At 66.3% G+C, this 17,566-nt stretch carries 16 protein-coding genes and 2 riboswitches; of the genes, 9 read left to right on the top strand and 7 right to left on the bottom strand.

Annotated elements, in window-relative coordinates:
• The first annotated feature begins 261 nt into the window (after nt 1-261).
• From gcl to glxR, 3 genes are all read left to right on the top strand, one after another.
• Entirely contained in the window at nt 262-2,037 is a 1,776-nt protein-coding gene (gcl, locus tag GO999_RS00855) for a glyoxylate carboligase (protein WP_019717210.1), read from the top strand.
• 29 nt (nt 2,038-2,066) lie between these two features.
• Entirely contained in the window at nt 2,067-2,849 is a 783-nt protein-coding gene (gene hyi, locus GO999_RS00850) for a hydroxypyruvate isomerase (protein ID WP_011003167.1), read from the top strand.
• 617 nt (nt 2,850-3,466) lie between these two features.
• On the top strand, nt 3,467-4,378 hold the full coding sequence (glxR, locus tag GO999_RS00845; protein ID WP_019717212.1) for a 2-hydroxy-3-oxopropionate reductase: 912 nt from the start codon (nt 3,467-3,469) through the stop codon (nt 4,376-4,378).
• Between the two features lie 37 nt (nt 4,379-4,415).
• On the opposite strand, the gene hemN is transcribed toward glxR, so the two are convergent.
• A complete protein-coding gene (hemN, locus tag GO999_RS00840) occupies nt 4,416-5,882 on the bottom strand; it encodes an oxygen-independent coproporphyrinogen III oxidase (RefSeq protein WP_016725558.1) in 1,467 nt (488 codons plus the stop codon).
• A 244-nt stretch (nt 5,883-6,126) separates the two neighbouring features.
• Between hemN and GO999_RS00835 the strand changes: the two genes are divergently transcribed.
• Nucleotides 6,127-7,224, top strand: coding sequence for an ABC transporter substrate-binding protein (locus tag GO999_RS00835; protein WP_028861170.1), 1,098 nt, complete (start codon nt 6,127-6,129; stop codon nt 7,222-7,224).
• A gap of 19 nt (nt 7,225-7,243) precedes the next feature.
• On the opposite strand, the gene solI is transcribed toward GO999_RS00835, so the two are convergent.
• On the bottom strand, nt 7,244-7,858 hold the full coding sequence (solI, locus tag GO999_RS00830; protein ID WP_211906469.1) for an acyl-homoserine-lactone synthase SolI: 615 nt from the start codon (nt 7,856-7,858) through the stop codon (nt 7,244-7,246).
• 391 nt (nt 7,859-8,249) lie between these two features.
• Between solI and solR the strand changes: the two genes are divergently transcribed.
• On the top strand, nt 8,250-8,960 hold the full coding sequence (solR, locus tag GO999_RS00825; protein WP_011003172.1) for a transcriptional activator protein SolR: 711 nt from the start codon (nt 8,250-8,252) through the stop codon (nt 8,958-8,960).
• A gap of 23 nt (nt 8,961-8,983) precedes the next feature.
• Here solR and GO999_RS00820 read toward each other — a convergent pair whose 3' ends face one another.
• The 4 genes from GO999_RS00820 to GO999_RS00805 form a co-directional block, all read right to left on the bottom strand.
• Nucleotides 8,984-9,523, bottom strand: a complete 540-nt coding sequence (locus GO999_RS00820) for an AidA/PixA family protein (protein ID WP_016722419.1) — start codon at nt 9,521-9,523, stop codon at nt 8,984-8,986.
• A 105-nt stretch (nt 9,524-9,628) separates the two neighbouring features.
• Complete coding sequence (locus GO999_RS00815; RefSeq protein ID WP_016722418.1) at nt 9,629-10,132, bottom strand: inclusion body family protein; 504 nt, start codon at nt 10,130-10,132, stop codon at nt 9,629-9,631.
• A gap of 99 nt (nt 10,133-10,231) precedes the next feature.
• Complete coding sequence (locus tag GO999_RS00810; protein ID WP_003270632.1) at nt 10,232-10,576, bottom strand: fucose-binding lectin II; 345 nt, start codon at nt 10,574-10,576, stop codon at nt 10,232-10,234.
• 305 nt (nt 10,577-10,881) lie between these two features.
• Nucleotides 10,882-12,999: a UvrD-helicase domain-containing protein gene (locus tag GO999_RS00805; protein ID WP_019717215.1), complete on the bottom strand. Its 2,118-nt coding sequence runs from the start codon at nt 12,997-12,999 to the stop codon at nt 10,882-10,884.
• A 171-nt stretch (nt 13,000-13,170) separates the two neighbouring features.
• Here GO999_RS00805 and GO999_RS00800 point away from each other — a divergent pair, with 171 nt between their 5' ends.
• A complete protein-coding gene (locus GO999_RS00800; RefSeq protein ID WP_016725555.1) occupies nt 13,171-13,452 on the top strand; it encodes a hypothetical protein in 282 nt (93 codons plus the stop codon).
• A complete protein-coding gene (xopG, locus tag GO999_RS00795) occupies nt 13,416-13,970 on the top strand; it encodes a XopG/HopH/AvrPtoH family type III secretion system effector (RefSeq protein ID WP_328517100.1) in 555 nt (184 codons plus the stop codon). The genes GO999_RS00800 and xopG overlap by 37 nt, the downstream gene beginning before the upstream one ends.
• A gap of 136 nt (nt 13,971-14,106) precedes the next feature.
• Here the strand turns inward: xopG and GO999_RS00790 are convergent, their stop codons facing one another.
• Entirely contained in the window at nt 14,107-15,117 is a 1,011-nt protein-coding gene (locus tag GO999_RS00790) for an acyltransferase (protein WP_016722415.1), read from the bottom strand.
• A gap of 474 nt (nt 15,118-15,591) precedes the next feature.
• A riboswitch (glycine riboswitch) is annotated at nt 15,592-15,689 on the top strand.
• A 13-nt stretch (nt 15,690-15,702) separates the two neighbouring features.
• A riboswitch (glycine riboswitch) is annotated at nt 15,703-15,826 on the top strand.
• Between the two features lie 129 nt (nt 15,827-15,955).
• On the opposite strand from GO999_RS00790, the gene gcvT reads away from it, so the two are divergent.
• Both gcvT and gcvH read left to right on the top strand, forming a co-directional pair.
• Nucleotides 15,956-17,083, top strand: a complete 1,128-nt coding sequence (gcvT, locus tag GO999_RS00785; RefSeq protein ID WP_016725552.1) for a glycine cleavage system aminomethyltransferase GcvT — start codon at nt 15,956-15,958, stop codon at nt 17,081-17,083.
• A gap of 46 nt (nt 17,084-17,129) precedes the next feature.
• Entirely contained in the window at nt 17,130-17,513 is a 384-nt protein-coding gene (gene gcvH / locus GO999_RS00780) for a glycine cleavage system protein GcvH (protein WP_011003178.1), read from the top strand.
• The last annotated feature ends 53 nt before the right edge of the window (nt 17,514-17,566 follow it).

Genomic DNA, 17,566 nt, shown 5'->3' with positions numbered 1-17,566 from the left:
GCATGGCGGACATGCGGTCGGGCCATGTGGACGGTACGTGGGCATGGGCCCCGATTGCTGCGGTGCGGGAAGGGGCCCACGCATGGCGTCGCGATGCGCGGCGCCGGCGCGATCCCGGCTTCCGGATTGCTGCGCCACGGCATCGTATTCGATACGTAGCGTTCGCAATCAACTGACCAAAACTGCGTTTATCCGTATCCGCATGCGGGAATAGGATCAGTTCCAACCGATTCCCACCCATCCCCCTCCCGGAGACACACCATGCCGAAGATGAGAGCGATCGACGCCGCCGTTGCGGTGCTGGAGCAGGAAGGCATTACCACGGCCTTCGGCGTGCCCGGCGCCGCCATCAACCCGCTGTATTCGGCGCTGCGCCGCGCCGGCAGCATCGACCACGTGCTGGCCCGCCATGTCGAGGGCGCCTCGCACATGGCCGAGGGCTACACCCGTGCCGAGCCGGGCAACATCGGCGTGTGCATCGGCACCTCGGGGCCGGCCGGCACCGACATGATCACCGGCCTGTATTCGGCCTGGGCGGACTCGATTCCCATCCTCTGCATCACCGGCCAGGCGCCGCGCGCGCGGCTGTACAAGGAAGACTTCCAGGCCGTCGACATCGAGTCGATCGCCAAGCCGGTCACCAAGTGGGCCGTGACGGTGCGCGAGCCGGCGTTGGTGCCGCGCGTGTTCCAGCAGGCCTTCCACCTGATGCGCTCGGGCCGGCCGGGGCCGGTGCTGATCGACCTGCCGTTCGACGTGCAGGTCGCCGAGATCGAGTTCGACCCCGACACCTACGCCCCGCTGCCCGTCTACAAGCCCGCCGCCACGCGCGCCCAGGCCGAACGTGCCATCGCGATGCTGTGCGCGGCCGAGCGCCCGCTGCTGGTGTGCGGCGGCGGCGTCATCAACGCCGACGCGGCCCGGCTGATGGCCGAGTTCGCCGAGCTGGTGAACGTGCCGGTGGTGCCCACGCTGATGGGCTGGGGCGTGCTCGCCGACGATCACCCGCTCAACGCCGGCATGGTCGGCCTGCAGACCTCGCACCGCTACGGCAACGCCAACCTGCTCGCCTCGGACTTCGTGTTCGGCATCGGCAACCGCTGGGCCAACCGCCATACCGGCAGCATCGACGTCTACACGAAGGGCCGCACGTTCATCCACGTGGATATCGAGCCCACGCAGATCGGCCGCGTGTTCGGCCCGGACCTGGGCATCGTGTCGGATGCGAAGGCCGCGCTGGAGCGGTTCATTGACGTGGCGCGCGAGTGGAAGGCCGCCGGCAAGCTGCCGTGCCGCCGTGCCTGGAACGCCGACGTGCAGAAGCGCAAGCGCACCCTGCTGCGCCGCTCGGATTTCGATGACGAGCCGATCAAGCCGCAGCGCGTGTACCGCGAGATGAACCGGTACTTCCCGCGCGACGTCCGCTACGTGAGCACGATCGGCCTGTCGCAGATCGCCGCCGCGCAGTTCCTGTCGGTCAACCAGCCGCGCCACTGGATCAACTGCGGCCAGGCCGGCCCGCTGGGCTGGACGATCCCCGCCGCGATCGGCGTGAAGGTGGCCTCGCCCGGCAGCGACGTGGTGGCCATCTCGGGCGACTACGACTTCCAGTTCATGATCGAAGAGCTGGCCGTGGCCGCGCAGTTCAAGGTGCCCTACATCCACGTGGTGGTGAACAACGCCTACCTGGGCCTGATCCGCCAGGCGCAGCGCAACTTCGACATGGACTACTGCGTGCAGCTCGCCTTCGACAACGTCAACGCGCCCGGGCTCGACGGCTACGGCGTGGACCACGTCAAGGTGGTCGAGGGGCTGGGTTGCAAGGCCCTGCGCGTGTTCAGGCCGCAGGACATCGCGCCCGCCTTCGCGCAGGCCCGCCTGCTGATGGCCGAGCACTCGGTGCCGGTGGTGGTGGAGGTGATCCTGGAGCGCGTGACCAACATCGCCATGGGCACCGAGATCGACAACGTGGTCGAGTTCGACACGCCCCTCGACCTGCAAGACACGCTGGACGAAGCCGAAGGCGCCACCACCTGAGCACACGCACCACAGACACGGAGACCGACATGCCGAAGCTGGCTGCCAACCTGACCATGCTGTTCAACGAACACGCCTTCCTCGAGCGCTTCGAAGCCGCCGCGCGCGCGGGCTTCCGCGGTGTGGAGTTCCTGTTCCCCTACGCCTGCCACGCCGACCAGATCGCCGATCGGCTGCACCGCTTCCAGCTCGACCTGGTGCTGCACAACCTGCCTGCCGGCCACTGGGATGCCGGCGAACGCGGCATCGCCGTGCTGCCCGACCGCGTGGGCGAGTTCCAGGACGGCGTGGGCGAGGCGATCCGGTACGCCAAGGTGCTGGGCGTGCGGCAACTCAACTGCCTGGCGGGCATCCGCCCCGAATCGGTGAGCGAGGATGTGGCGCGCCGCACGCTGGTCGACAACCTGACGTTCGCGGCCAAGGCACTGGCGGCCGAGCAGATCGATCTGCTGATCGAGCCGATCAACACCTTCGATCTGCCCGGCTTCTATCTGTGCCGCACGCAGCAGGCACTGGACCTGATCGCCGACGTGGGCGCGGACAACCTGTTCGTGCAGTACGACATTTATCACATGCAGCGGATGGAGGGCGAGGTGGCCAACACGCTGCGCCGTCATCTCGACCGCATCCGCCATGTGCAGTTGGCGGACACCCCCGGGCGCAATGAGCCCGGCACCGGCGAGATCAACTACCCGTTCCTGTTCCGATGGCTGGATGAGATTGGCTACGACGGCTGGGTTGGATGTGAGTACAAACCCAAGGCTGGGACGGTTGAGGGGCTGGGCTGGAGGTCGGCTTACAAGGTTGCTTGATGGGGTGGTCGCCATTGTTTGGCTTTGGTGGTGCATCCCTGGTTTCGTCCCCCGCCGAAGCCGGGCTTAGTGGTGCAACCCTTGTTTCATCCCCTGGCGGGGCTGACCTACTTTCTTTGTCTTGCCAAAGAAAGTAGGCAAAGAAAGGCGCGCCCGATGCGGCGAAAGCCTCCTTGAATTTGTGTTGCAGGGAGGGGAGGCAAACTCGCTTCGCTCAGACAGCCTCCCCTCTTTTTCCTCCCTGCAACACAAATTCAAGGCGCCGCATAGGGCAAGGGAAAAGCAAACCATCTGACACGAGACGTACCACCAAGATTGGCTTTGGCGTTTGCCTATGAGTACCGACGGTTTGGCCGTTCCTGCCCTAGATGGCGCCTTGAATTTTTGTGACGGGGAGGAAAAAGGAAGGGGGCTGTTTGAGCGCAGCGAGTTTGCCCCCTTCCCCTCCCCGTCACAAAAATTCAAGGGGAAGTCGCCATCTCGGGCGCGCCTTTCTTTGCTTACTTTCTTTGGCAAGACAAAGAAAGTGAGTCGGCCCCGGCAGGGGACGAAACAAGGGATGGACCACCACGGCCCACCCCAATACTCAACCGACATCAACCAAGGAGCCCCTCACCATGGCAACCTCCCTCAACCTCGGCTTCATCGGCCTCGGCATCATGGGCGCCCCCATGGCCGGCCACCTGCGCGCCGCCGGCCACACGCTGTTCGTGCACGACGTCAATCCGGCCCCGGCCGCGCTGGTGGACGCGGGCGTGACGGTCTGCACCAGCGCGGAGGAAGTCGCCAAGCGCGCCGACATCGTGTTCATCATGGTCCCCGACACGCCGCATGTGGAAGCGGTGCTGTTCGGCGAGAAGGGCGTGGCCAAGGCGCTCAAGGATGCAGGCAAGGCCGCCGCGGCCGGCAGGATCGTCGTCGACATGAGCTCGATCTCGCCGATCGCCACCAAGGACTTCGCCGCGCGCATCAACAAGCTGGGTGCGCAGTATCTGGACGCGCCGGTGTCCGGCGGCGAGGTGGGCGCACGGGCCGCGTCGCTGACGATCATGGTCGGCGGCGCGCAGGCCGCGTTCGAGCGCGTGCTGCCGCTGTTCCAGCGCATGGGCAAGCACATCACGCTGGTGGGCGGCAACGGCGACGGCCAGACCACCAAGGTGGCCAACCAGATCATCGTGGCGCTGAACATCCAGGCGGTGTCGGAGGCGCTGCTATTCGCCTCCAAGGCGGGTGCCGATCCGGCCAGGGTGCGCGAGGCGCTGATGGGCGGCTTCGCGGCGTCGCGCATCCTGGAGGTGCACGGCGACCGCATGGTCAAGCGCACCTTCGACCCGGGTTTCCGCATCGAACTGCACCAGAAGGACCTGAACCTGGCCCTGCAAGGCGCGAAGGCGCTGGGCGTGGCGCTGCCCAACACCGCCACCGCCCAGGAGCTGTTCAACACCTGCGCGGCCAACGGCCTGGGCAAGCAGGATCACTCGGCGCTGTGCCGCGCGATCGAGATCATGTCGAACCACGCGATCGCCTGAGCCGCGCGGCCGAGGCAGCGGCTTCCGGCCCGGGCGCTCAGACGACCTTGGAGTAGCGCGGGACGCCGCCCACAGTCGGCACCTGCACGTGGACCGCGTGCAGGTGCGCATCGAACACCATGGCGATGCGCCGCACCAGCAGCCGCCCCTGCGGCGTGATGACGATGCGCTCGTCGCCCACCTTCACCAGGCCAGCATCTTCGAGCGGCGCCAGCGCGGTCAGCTCACTGGCGAAGCTCTGCCGGAAGTTCAGCCCGTGGCGGGTGCCGAACAAGCGCATGTCCAGCTCGAAGCCGCACATCAGTTCGCCGATCAGGGCACGGCGCACATGGTCGTCCGGCGTCAGGGTCAGGCCGCGCAGCACCGGCAGCTCGCCCGCGTCGATACGCGCGTAATAGGCATCGAGCTCTTTTTCGTTCTGCGCATAGACATCGCCGACGCGGCTGATGGCGGACATGCCGAAGGCCAGCAGGTCGCAATCGGCGTGCGTGGAATAGCCCTGGAAGTTGCGCTGCAACCGCCCTTCGCGCTGCGCGATGGCGAGCGCGTCGTCGGGCCGCGCGAAGTGGTCCATGCCGATGTAGACGTAGCCGGCGGCCACCAGCCGCTCCACCGTCATCGCCAGCAGGTCGAGCTTCTCGTCGGCGCTCGGCAGCGCGAGCGCGTCGATGCGGCGCTGCGGCTTGAACAGGTGCGGCAGGTGCGCGTAGCTGTAGACGGACAGGCGGTCGGGCGCCATCTCCAGCACCCGGTCCAGCGTGGCGTTGAAGGTTGCGGTGTGCTGGTGCGGCAGGCCATAGATCAGGTCGAAGCTGATCGACTCGAAGCCGAGCCGGCGCGCGGAATCGACCACGCGGCGCGTCTGTTCCACGCTCTGGACGCGGTGGATGGCGCGCTGCACGTCGGCGTCGAAATCCTGGATGCCGAGGCTCGCGCGGTTGAAGCCCAGGCCGGCCAGCACCTCCAGCGTGGCGTCGCTGGCGTGGCGCGGATCGAGCTCGACGGAGATTTCCGCATCGGAGGTCAGGGCGAAGTGCTCGCGCGTGGCGGCCATCACATCGCGCATCTCGTCGTGCGACAGGAAGGTGGGCGTGCCGCCGCCCCAGTGCAGCTGGGTCGCCTGGCGCAGCGGGCCGATGTGCCGGGCGACCATCGCCATCTCGCGCGCCAGTGCGCCGATGTAGCGCGCGCTGCGGGTGTGGTCCTTGGTCACGACCTTGTTGCAGCCGCAGTAGTAGCAGAGGTTGGCGCAGAACGGCAGGTGCACGTACAGCGACAGCGGCGCATGCAGCGCGGGCGCGATGGCGGCGCGCCGATGCAGGGCGTCCAGGTAGGTATCGGTGCCGAAGCCCGTGTGGAAGCGGTCTGCCGTCGGGTACGACGTGTAGCGCGGGCCGTGTGTGTCGAAGCGCTGCGCCAGCGCGCGCACCTGCGGCGCGGACCAGCGGAACGGCGCATCGTTGGCGGCCGCGGCATCGGCGGCCGGCTGGGCGAAGGGGAACATGATCGTGGGGTGCGATGGGGATGGTTCATCGTAAGTCCGGGGCCCGGGCGTCGCGTTGACATGCATCAACGTCGATCGATGCATGGCGCGGCGCGCGGATCCAACCGATCTCCACGCCGGTGGGTGTCCGGCGTCACGGCGATGTCACAGACGCGGCCCTACCATCGCCGATCGGCGCCAGCCCGCCCGCACGGCGGCCAACAAGAACAACCGGCGCCATCGAACCATCCTTGGGGGGAGCGAGATGTGGAAGACACGGGTACGCGGCGGTCTGCGCACATTGCACTGCGCGGTCGCCATGGTGGCGTTGACGGCACATGCGCAGAGCGGCCCGCCGCTGGTGGTCGGCCAGCTGACCGAGCGCGGCGGGGCGCAGGCGGATTTCGCGCGCGATTTCATGGCCGGCGCCAAGGTGGCCTTCGATGCCGCCAACCAGGCGGGCGGCATCCGTGGCCGGCGCATCACGCTGGTCCGCCGTGAAGTCGACGTGGCCGAGGCCGTCCCGCAGGCCGTCGAGCTGATCGAGCGTGACCATGTGGAAGTGCTGTTCGGCGTCAGCGAGCGGCTGCTGAGCGCGCTGGCGGCCACGCCCGAGATCGTGCGGCGCGATGTGCCGCTGCTGGCGCCGCTGTCGGGCGCCGCCTCCAGCGCAGGCAATGTCTGGTTCACCCGGCCCGATTACGACAGCGAGATCGTCGCCGCGCACAACCGGCTGCGCCAGTTCGGCATGCGGCGCATCGCGCTGGTGACGGCCGCGAGCTTCGATCCGCAACTCGGCGCGCGCCTGCGCAGCGCCCTGGCCAGCGACGACAGCGCCGAAACGCTCGACCTCTACACGCTCACCGGCGACCCCGGCGACCTGGCCGCCCGCATCGCGCCGACCAAGCCCACCGCCGTCATCGTTGCCGGCGATACGCTCGCCTACGCCAGCGTGGGCCGCGCCCTGGCGCAACGCGGGTGGTACGGGTTCCTGGTCGGGCTGTCGTCGGTCAATCCGCAGGTGGCGCGCGAAATCCTGGGCAACGGCTACAGCGGCGGCATGCTGCTCGCGCAGACCGTACCCAACCCGGCCGGCGGCGGCCTGAAGATCACGCGCGAGCACATCGCGCGGATGAAGCAGTTCCTGGACGAGCCGCCCTCCACCGCGACGCTGTCGGGCTACATCGCGGCCAGCTTCCTGATCCAGGCGATCAGCGCCGCGGGCGGCAAGGCGAGCGGCCCGGAACTGCGGCGGGCGCTGCAGACGCGCGTCGATCTCGGCGGGTTTACGCTGGACTTCACAAAGGGAAACCGGGGCAGCGCGTTCGTGGACCTGAACTACATCCAGGGCACCTCCAACTGAACACCGGCGTGCGCCGGGCCTACTGCAATGCCGGGCCCGGCACGACGAACGCGCCCGGGATGCCCAGCGCGGCACAGGTCGACGCGTCGATGTCGATCCAGCACGCCACGACCGGCCGGCCGCCGATGCAGCGCACCGGGCCGGCATGATGGGCCCGCACGCCGATGCGGCGGAACAGCCGGACCATGCTGACAAAGGTCACGCCGATCAGTCGCCGCGCCCCGCGCTGCGCCGCGCATTGCACCACGGAAGCGAGCATCGGCCGTACGGCCCAGTCCGGTCGCGCGCCCCGCGCGCGGGACGCGCCGGAACGCGCCGCGAAGCGCGAGAGCTCCCACACCCTCGGCGACTCCGGCGCCGGCACGCCGCGCATCAGCAGCGGCGCGAACACGTCCTTGAGCAGATAGGGCCGCGTGGTCGGCAGCAGGCGCGCGCAGCCGCAGATGGCCCCGTCCGCATCGCGGGCGACAACATAGACCGTGTCGTCGCGGTCGTATTGGTCGCGCTCGAACCTGCCGTCGGCCATGGGCAACTGCCAGCCGAGCTGCCCGACGAAGATCTGGTGGCGATAGTGCGCAAGCGCCGCATCGACGGCTTCGGGCAGCCGCTCGCCGCCGTGAATGAATGTCCGCATTGTCTCCTCGATTTTTTTCGGAGCGGATTACAACGCACCGGCCCGGGGCCGATAACTGTCAAGATTGACAGGGTGCGATGCGCACCCGCGGCGGCGATCGCGTAGCCTCGGGGTCGCATCGTGCCGCGGATTTGAAGGACCCGTCGACATTGCTTATAAAGGCTCTAGCGCAACGTCTCGCACGACCGTTCGCATGCCCGGCGCTCACGGTCACAAGAAGAAAAGCGGAATTTGCCGCGCCCCAGGAACACGGACGCAGGCCGCCTGCCGGCGGCCGGTCCAGTCGCCATCGAAGCATCATCTGGATGTCCTCCCCCGATCGATACGGAGCGATACCGAAGCGCGGTACGGTTCGAGCACGGGCTGTTCACAGTGGCATGCGGGGGCTCCCATGGGACCAGGCTTCCAGGACGCGTATCACGCGTTCCATACGGCGCAGGACGAGCGCCAGCTTTTTCGGCAGATCGCATCCGTCGTCCGGCAGCTCGGCTTTGACTACTGCTGCTACGGCATCCGCGTGCCCTTGCCGGTCTCCAAGCCCGCTGTCGCCATCTTCGATACGTATCCGGCAGGCTGGATGGAGCACTACCAGGCCAGCGGCTTCCTGGAGATCGATCCGACCGTGCGCACCGGCGCAAGCAGCAGCGATCTGATCATCTGGCCGGTGTCCATCCGTGATGAGGCCGCGCGGCTATGGTCGGATGCGCGCGATTTCGGCCTGAACATCGGCGTCGCGCGCTCGAGCTGGACGGCGCACGGCGCGTTCGGCCTGCTGACGCTGGCGCGCCGCGCCGATCCGCTCACGGCGGCCGAGCTTGAGCAGCTGTCGGCCACCACCAACTGGCTGGCCAACCTGGCGCACGCGCTGATGAGCCCGTTCCTGATGCCCAAGCTGGTGCCCGAATCCAGCGCGGCGCTGACCGCGCGCGAGCGCGAAGTGCTGTGCTGGACAGGCGAAGGCAAGACCGCCTACGAGATCGGACAGATCCTCCGCATCTCCGAGCGCACGGTCAATTTCCACGTCAACAACGTACTGCTGAAGCTGGCGGCCACCAACAAGGTGCAGGCGGTGGTCAAGGCGATCGCCATCGGACTGATCTAGCGCCCGTCGGGCGCAGGGGCGCGTCAGGCGGCGAAATCGATGGCCAGTTGCCAGCGGAAGCATCCGAGCACGTTGGCTTCGCGATCGAGGAGGGTCGCATCGATGCGGGCCTCGACCGGCTCGTGGGCAAGCACCTGCATTTGCCAGAAGGCGTCGGTCGCGCGATGGCGTGCCGGGTGCGGCTGTTCACCCAACTGCGGCACCAAGGCTTCCGCGTGGGAATTGACCACGGGCTGCGGATCGGACAGCGCCCGGGCGCCGGACAGCTGGAGGGATGTCACCAGCACCGCATGCTCGGTCAGCAACGATGGCGTGGCGGCGCGGATGCGCACCAGCGCACCGATGGGCGCGCACACCGTCAACCGGCCACTGTTGGGCGCGGTCGGCGCGCCGGCTCCCGGTGCGAAGGCATAGCAGCATTGCGCGCCGACCGGTGTCGGGGCATCCGGTGTGCGGCTGGCCTCGGGATGGCTCGACAGCAATGTCACGGCATCGAAGATGAGCATCACATCGACCACGCGCACCGGCGCATCGGGATGGGAAGGCGATTGCGGAGTGGACATCTTCGTTGATCGGTCGGTATCGGCGGCATGGGACGCCGCTGGCAGCGCCCCATGTATCGGGACGGCGCGCGGGCACCGAAGGCCCGCGCGCCCCGGAGCCTGGACTCAGGCGTTGCGGATGCTGATGAACGGGTCCCACTGGTAGCAACCGCACAGGTTGCCGGCACGATCGTAGATCGAGAAGCAGAAGTGATACGTCACGCGTCCGGTCTTGCGCGTCGTGCAGTTCCAGAAGTAGTTCCAGATGGTTTCCTTCTTGGGCTTGGTCGGCTCCGACGGATTCGGCACCGGCACGGTCACCTGCGCGTCGATCGGCGTCGGCGGCGTGATCAGATCGCCCCCGGCGGTCGGGATGAACTTGTAGAAGATGACGCTGTATTCGAAACCGAGCGATAGCGAGGTCTCGCGCCAGCGGATCACGTCACCGACGGCCGCGGCGATATCCAGCTCGCCACCCGCCTGGCCGCTCACGACCTGGCCCTGCGTGACGATCATGTAGATGTACCGGAAATCGATGAGCGGGGGGGCGGCCATGCTGTTGTTCTTGCCGTACCGGGCGAGGATCGCCTCGGTATCGATATTGACCATCACATCGGTAATGCGAGACATGGGAACTCCTGCAGAAGGAATGGGATGCGGTCCGACGCGCGCACGCGGAAAGCGGGCCGAACCGAGGCGATCGCCTGTAGTGCAAGCCGCAAGAACCGATCAGCCCAGCGGCCAGTTCAGCACGGCGATGCCGTCGTTGTAGTCGTTGTCGGTGCCGTCTTCCGAGCCCACCATCGCGAAGTTCAGCTTGTTGGCCAGGATGGTCTGGTTCGACACGAGATCGGACGGCTTGCCGTTGACCGACACCTGGATCTTGATCGCGCCGCTGCCCGAGTTGAGCACCTGGCTGCCGAGCAGCTTGTCGCTCGTGCCGGAGCCGGTGAACGTTGCCTTCACGACGTTGTCGACCAGGACCTGGATGGTCTGGGTGTTCGCTGCATTTGCAAATGCCGTCACACCGAAGCTGGTGTTGGCGGGAAGCGTGAATACACCTTGCTGAGCCATAGCGAGTGAATCTCCGAAAGTCGTGTGGTCTGCACTGGCCGAAGCGGCCGCCGGTGGGTGGCGCGCTTCGGGACGGCCGGCAGAATGCGGCACCGTCACAGTCCGTGCGATGCGCGGCGCTGTCGTGCAGGTACTCTAAGTTTCGGGATGTGGTCCCTGTAGCTGTCAGCGCTGACAGGTGCGCGATTGCACGCTGGCATGCTTAGAACGTTGGCTTGGAACGTTGTGATGCGCGTGCGCGGGGATGCGGCCCGGGAGCGCTCGGGCCGGGGCGGCGCACCCTTGCCGGGCGCGGCTTGCGCGGGTTACGCCGCGGTCTTCTTTGCGGCCAGCAGGCCCTTGAGCGCCCCGAGGCGGTCCTTCGGCGACATGGCGGGCATGGTGTCTTCCGGGGTCGGGCCGGCGTCGTCGCCCAGCTTCATCTCGGCGATGAAGCGTGACGGTTCGCACACCACGGTCTCTCGCGCGCGCTTGCGCCTCTTGCACCAGGTGATATGCAGGCTGCGCTGGGCGCGGGTGATGCCGACGTACATGAGGCGGCGTTCTTCCTCGATCTTCTCGTCGGTCAGGTCGTCGTCTTCGCGGCAGTGGGGCAGGATGCCCTCTTCCACGCCCACCAGGAACACGTGCGGATACTCCAGGCCCTTGCTCGCATGCAGCGTGGACAGGCGCACCGCGTCCGGGTCCTCCTCCTTGCCTTCGAGCATGCTGATGAGCGCGATGGTCTGCGTGAGCTCCAGCAGGTTCTTGCCGGTATCCATCAGGCCGTCGGCGTTGTCGTAACCGGTGGCCTCCTCGGCTTCGAGGTTCTCCGGCTTGGTGCCCTTGCGCTTGAGCCAGTCGAGGAACTCCAGCACGTTGGTCCACTTGTTCTGGGCCTGGCGCTCGTCGTAGGTGTCGTACAGGTAGGCCTCGTAGTGGATGCCGCCCATCATCTCGTCGAGCAGCGTGCTGGCCGGCTCGCGCGCGGCGCGGTCCGACAGGCGGACGATGAATTCGCAGAACACCCGCAGCGGCTCCAGCTGGCGCGGCGCCAGCTTGGCCTCGATGCCGCCCATCATCGCCGCCTCGAACAGCGATACCTTGGCCTGCCCCGCGAACGCGCCGAGTACCTCCAGCGTCGCGTTGCCCACGCCGCGCTTGGGCGTGGTGACGGCGCGGATGAAGGCGGGATCGTCGTCGGCGTTGGCGATCAGGCGCAGGTAGGCGCACAGGTCCTTGATCTCGGCCTTGTCGAAGAAGCTCTGGCCGCCCGAGAGCACATACGGAATGCGCTCGCGCCGCAGGATCTGCTCGAACAGCCGCGCCTGGAAATTGCCGCGGTACAGGATGGCGTAGTCGCGGAACTGCGCGCGCCGCTCGAACTTGTGCGCGGAGAGCTTGAACACCACGCTCTCGGCCTCGTGCTCCTCATCGTTGGCGCCCGACACGTTGATCGCATCGCCCATGCCGTGCTCGCTCCACAGCGTTTTTTCGAACAGCTTGGGGTTCTGCGCGATCACCGCGTTGGCGGCGTTCAGGATGCGCACGGTGGAACGGTAGTTCTGTTCCAGCTTGATGACCTTCAGGCTGGGGAAATCGGTCTGCAGCAGCTTGAGGTTGTCCAGCGTCGCGCCGCGCCAGCCGTAGATCGCCTGGTCGTCGTCGCCCACCGCCGTGAAGGCCGGCGCGCGCAGGTGCGAGCCGCCGGCCAGCAGCTTGAGCAACTGGTACTGGCAGGCGTTGGTGTCCTGGTATTCGTCGACGAGGAAGTAGCGCAGGCGGTTCTGCCACTTCAGGCGCACGTCTTCGTTGCGCGCGAACAGCTCGGCCGGGATGCGGATCAGATCGTCGAAATCCACCGCCTGGTAGGCATGCAGCGTGGCGACGTAGTTGCGGTAGACCAGCGCGGCCTGGTGGTCATCGGCGCTGTTGTTGGCGATGGCCTCGGCGATGGCGGCTTCCGGATCGACGAGACCGTTCTTCCACAGCGAGATCGCGCTCTGCACACGGCGGATCAGCTGCTTGTCCGTCGTCGCCAGCTGCTCCTGGATCAGGCCGAAGCAATCGTCCGAATCCATGATCGAGAAGCGCGGCTTCAGGCCCACGTGCTCGGCCTCCGCGCGCAGGATCTGCACGCCCAGCGAGTGGAAGGTACACACCGTCAGCTGCTTGATGGGGATGCGCTTGCCGTCCTCGCGCGTCTTGCCGTCCATCAGCTTGGCCACGCGCTCCTGCATTTCCTTGGCCGCCTTGTTGGTGAAGGTGACGGCGGCGATGTGGCGCGGCTCGAAGCCCTTGTCCAGGATCAGGTGCGCGATCTTCTGCGTGATCACCCGGGTCTTGCCGGAGCCCGCGCCCGCCAGCACCAAGCACGGACCATCGAGGTAGTGCACACCTTCGGATTGGGCAGCATTGAGCCCGTGGGCAAGACCGGAAGACATGGGGATCAGCAGGCGGGATGACGGTGAGGCGGGGTGGGATGGTAGCACGGGCAATCCGGGCCCGACGGGGTGGCCGAGCCGCGCATTGCGCCGCCTGATGCGGGAAATCGCCCCCGTGTGCGCGGCAGTCGACAGGACGTGCCTGCCCCCTGGTTTGCCGCCGGGTCCGGTATGCCCGCGCACCCGGTCCGGCACGGCGACGATTCGCTCGCGGGCGAACCTTCGGGACAGGGCTCCTCCCTTCGCATGCGGCCGCGCAACGGCATGCCCGACCCGCTGACCTACACCCTCTTTCCACTCTCCTTCGACACGCACATGCCGATCGAAACCAGATATACCAACATCTACGTGCAGTCCCTCGTCAACACGCCGGCGGCGCTGGAGACGCCAAGCAGGACGCACATCAAGCGCTCGACATCATCAACTCGCGCCAGGCCGGTAACCAGTTGCTGAGTGAGCTCAGCGAGCTGTGCCGGGCACGGCGGCACAAGATCACCGTACAGGAGCTGGAGTCGGACGGGGAACCTCGCTCGCGGCCCGTGCTCTCTAGGCACCAGATCGAGCAGCACGCACCGAGGACGTTCAGAGAAAACCGCGACAAAGCCTGTGAACTGGCAGAAAAGTACGACGGCTGGCTCGGCAGGAAGCCCGGCGAGGGCGCCAGCGTCATCGTCGATTGGTCGATGGACCACAGCAGCATGACCTTCAGCGCGAGCGGCTCGCCGACCGGCACCGGCCCGAGCCATGTCGACAAGATTTCCCAGCTGGCCCATGAACTGATCCATGCAAAGCACATGGTGGCCGGCACATGGAAAGGCCGGTGGGGCGATGACAGGGACCCGAAAACATCCGCCGGCAAAGAGGAACTGAGAGCGGTCGGCCTCGGCAAGTACGAATATGCCAAGACCGGCGAGCCATCGGAGAACGCCATCCGGGACGAGCACGGGCTGCCACTGCGGCGCAAATACTGAGGCGGCGCGGCCCGGCGCTCGTGCCGGGCGGCTGCGGTTGCGCGCAGTGACACGGCGTGCGCAGGCTCGCCGGACGCCGGCCGAAGAAAGCGATAGGTGCGGCCGCTCCTGCCGGATGGCGCAGAGCGGCCCCGATCTAGATCACCCGCTTCAGATAGGGCACCTTTCGCAACACGAGCGCAACCATCAGGGAGCCGCCGAATATCAGCACCGAGAGGACCGGCACGGAGAGCAAGGGATAATAATCCTTCGCCTTGAAATAAAAAAACCGGACCGACTCCAGGAACACCGGGTGCACCAGATAGATGCCAAGCGTCAGGGCAGACACCACACCCAGTCGCTCGGCAACCGGCTCGCTGAAACTGAGCGATTTCAGCAGCCACATCAACGCGATGGACATCGGTATGACCGAGATGCTGAGATAGCCATAGAAATAGAGGCCTCTGTCAAGCCCTTGCCTGTGGGCCAGAAAATAGCACCCCACCGCCGTCAGAAAAACCGATGCGACAAACACCATCAGGGAAACAAGTTTCCCGCCATCCCGTTTGCTGGTGGCAATCAGGTGCCCGCAGATGAAATAGGGCACGTAGGGGAGAAACCAGAATAGGAAAACCTCGCCATCATCGTCGGAGAACGCGCCATACAGCTCATCCAGGGCGGAAAAGAAGAACATCACGGCGACAAAGAACCACAGCTCGCTTCGCTTGGAATGCCTGACCAGCGTCCGGATCAGCGGGGTAAATAAATACAGGCCGACGATCATGAACAGGAACCACATGTGGTAGTGGGGCTTCCCTCTCGCCACGCTCTTCACGGCCTCCGCCAAGCCGAATTCCGCTCCCGAGAACCTGGCCTTGATGGCATTCCAGAAGATAAAGGCAATCGTCCAGAACATCAGGGGCAGCACGATTCTCTTGACCCGCCGCCTGTAGAAGGCGGCCGCGTTTTCCACCCGGCTTTCATCCAGCAGCAACGCGCCGCTGATCATGACGAAAACCGGCACGCACCAGCGAACCAGCGAGTCATAGATATTTCCGTGCCACCAGGTCAACGAACCAAAATCCGCTTCAGTCACAACGGATGCCGATATGTGCAGAAAGACAACCGCAAAGATGGAAATCACTCTCGCCGCGTCAAGCCAAGCCATCTAATCTCCCTTTTTTAAAATCATCACTCATTGTGGAAGGCGCCGAAGTCAGTGTAGTAACCCACATTTCCAAGCGCATCCCGCAACATAAAATGAGACCGAGAAGGCGCCGGCGAGCAAAAATCAAATCACAAGGTGGCGGAATGAATTCAATGGATATGAAAATTATGAAATGGTCATGGCGTCATTTTGAAAGGCATTATCATGAATAACCCTGATATCTGGCTTCCGTGCTCGTGAAAATCAGGCGCTCGCCGGCTTGCGTGATCCAATCCGTGCCGTTCGGACAGAGCGGGGGGCGCCTCGCCATTCGGCGCCATACCTTGGTGCGGCCCCGATGTTTCGAACCCCGCTGTGCCCTCTTCAACCGTTTCCGTCTTGTCCGCATATCGCTGCCGGCCTGCGACCGGCGCGGCAAGGCCGGAACCGCGCCCCGCCCCAATTGACAATCCCTCCCCCCTTCCGTACATTCCGGCCATCCATCCGGGAGAGCGCGTCGGCCGCATACGGCCAGTCGCCGCCGAAGGGGTAGCACCCGAAAACTCTCAGGCATCCAGGACCGGGTGGATCGGCTGGGCATGCGTCCGGCCGCACTCTGGAGAGCGGCGCCGCGCCACCATCGCGGGCGCCCACCGAAGGGGCTCACGGAACCGTCGCACGCGTTGTGCCGCTTCCCAATCTCTCAGGTACCAAGGACAGAGGGGCCACCCGCGCAGCATGATCTTCATGGCGTCACCATGAGGCGTCAGGCTGCGCGGGTGGCCTTTTTGCTTTTTGGCCCCGAACCACACGCGCCGCGCGCCCAGGCCACCTGGCGGCGCTCCTGCCGAGAGATTCCATGACGCTCCAACACACGCCGCTCAATGCCATCCACCGCTCGCTGGGCGCCCGCATGGTCGACTTTGGCGGCTGGGACATGCCGGTCAACTACGGCTCCCAGATCGAGGAACATCACGCCGTGCGCCGCGATGCCGGCATCTTCGACGTCTCGCACATGTGCGTGGTCGACCTGACCGGTGCGCGGGTGCGCGATTTCCTGCGCGGGCTGCTCGCCAACAACATCGACAAGCTGCAGACCCCGGGCAAGGCGCTCTACACCTGCATGCTCAACCCCAAGGGCGGCGTGATCGATGACCTGATCGTCTATTTCTTCCGCGAGGACTGGTTCCGCCTGGTGGTCAACGCCGGCACCGCGCCGACCGACATTGCATGGATCGTGGCGCAGAACGCCGCCGCCGGCACGGGCGTGGCCATCACGCCGCGCCGCTCCGACAACAACGCGGGCGCGGAACCCCTCGGCATCGTGGCCGTGCAGGGCCCGAACGCGCGCGCCAAGGCCTACGCCGCCTTGCCGGGCACGCAGGCGGTGGGCGAGGCGCTCAAGCCGTTCAACGCGGGCTTCGCCACCATCGACGGCGTGGGCGAGATCATGGTCGCGCGCACCGGCTACACGGGGGAAGACGGCTTCGAGCTGGTGGTGCCCGCCGCGCAGATCGCCGGCGTCTGGGAGCGCCTGCTGCAGGCCGGCGTGCGCCCCTGCGGCCTGGGCGCACGCGACACGCTGCGCCTGGAAGCCGGCATGAACCTCTACGGCCAGGACATGGACGAGCACGTCTCGCCGCTGGACGCGGGCCTGGCCTGGACGGTCGACCTGCAAAGCGAGCGCGACTTCAACGGCAAGGCGGCGCTCGCCGCCAACGGCCAGCGCGACCAGTTCGTCGGCCTGCTGCTGCGCGACAAGGGCGGCGTGCTGCGCGCCCACCAGAAAGTCATCACGGCCGCCGGTGACGGCGAAATCACCAGCGGCACCTTCAGCCCCAGCCTGTCGCAGTCGATCGCGCTGGCGCGCCTGCCCAAGGACGTGGCCATCGGCGCGGACGTGCAGGTCGAGATCCGCGACCGCAGGCTGACCGCGACTGTGGTTAAACTGCCGTTCGTGCGCAATGGCAAGGCGCTGGTCAGCTGAATCCCGAATTCGAACCCATCCTCATCCTTCTTCCGGAGAACCCTTCATGAGCAACACGCCCGTAGAGCTGAAGTACACCGAATCCCACGAGTGGGTCCGCACGGAGGCCGACGGCACGCTGACCATCGGCATCACCGACCTGGCGCAGGAGCAGCTCGGCGACATCGTCTTCCTGGAGCTGCCGGACACCGGCCGCCAGGTCAAGCAGGGTGAAGCGATTGCCGTGGTGGAGTCGGTCAAGGCCGCCTCCGACATCTACGCGCCGGTGTCGGGCGAAGTGATCGCCAGCAACGCCGATGCCACCGAGTCGCCCGAGTCGGTCAATGAAGACGCCTATGACGCCTGGCTGTTCAAGATCAAGCCGGCCAACGCCGACGACGTGAACGCCCTGCTGTCGGCCGACCAGTACCAAGCCAAAGCCGGGGCGTAAGCCTCGCCCCGCACCGGCGCGCCCGACCCGCGCGCCGGCCTGATCGTTTTACG

This window comes from Ralstonia nicotianae (assembly GCF_018243235.1).
Lineage (GTDB): Bacteria > Pseudomonadota > Gammaproteobacteria > Burkholderiales > Burkholderiaceae > Ralstonia > Ralstonia nicotianae.
This window is presented reverse-complemented; position numbering and strand designations above follow the sequence as displayed.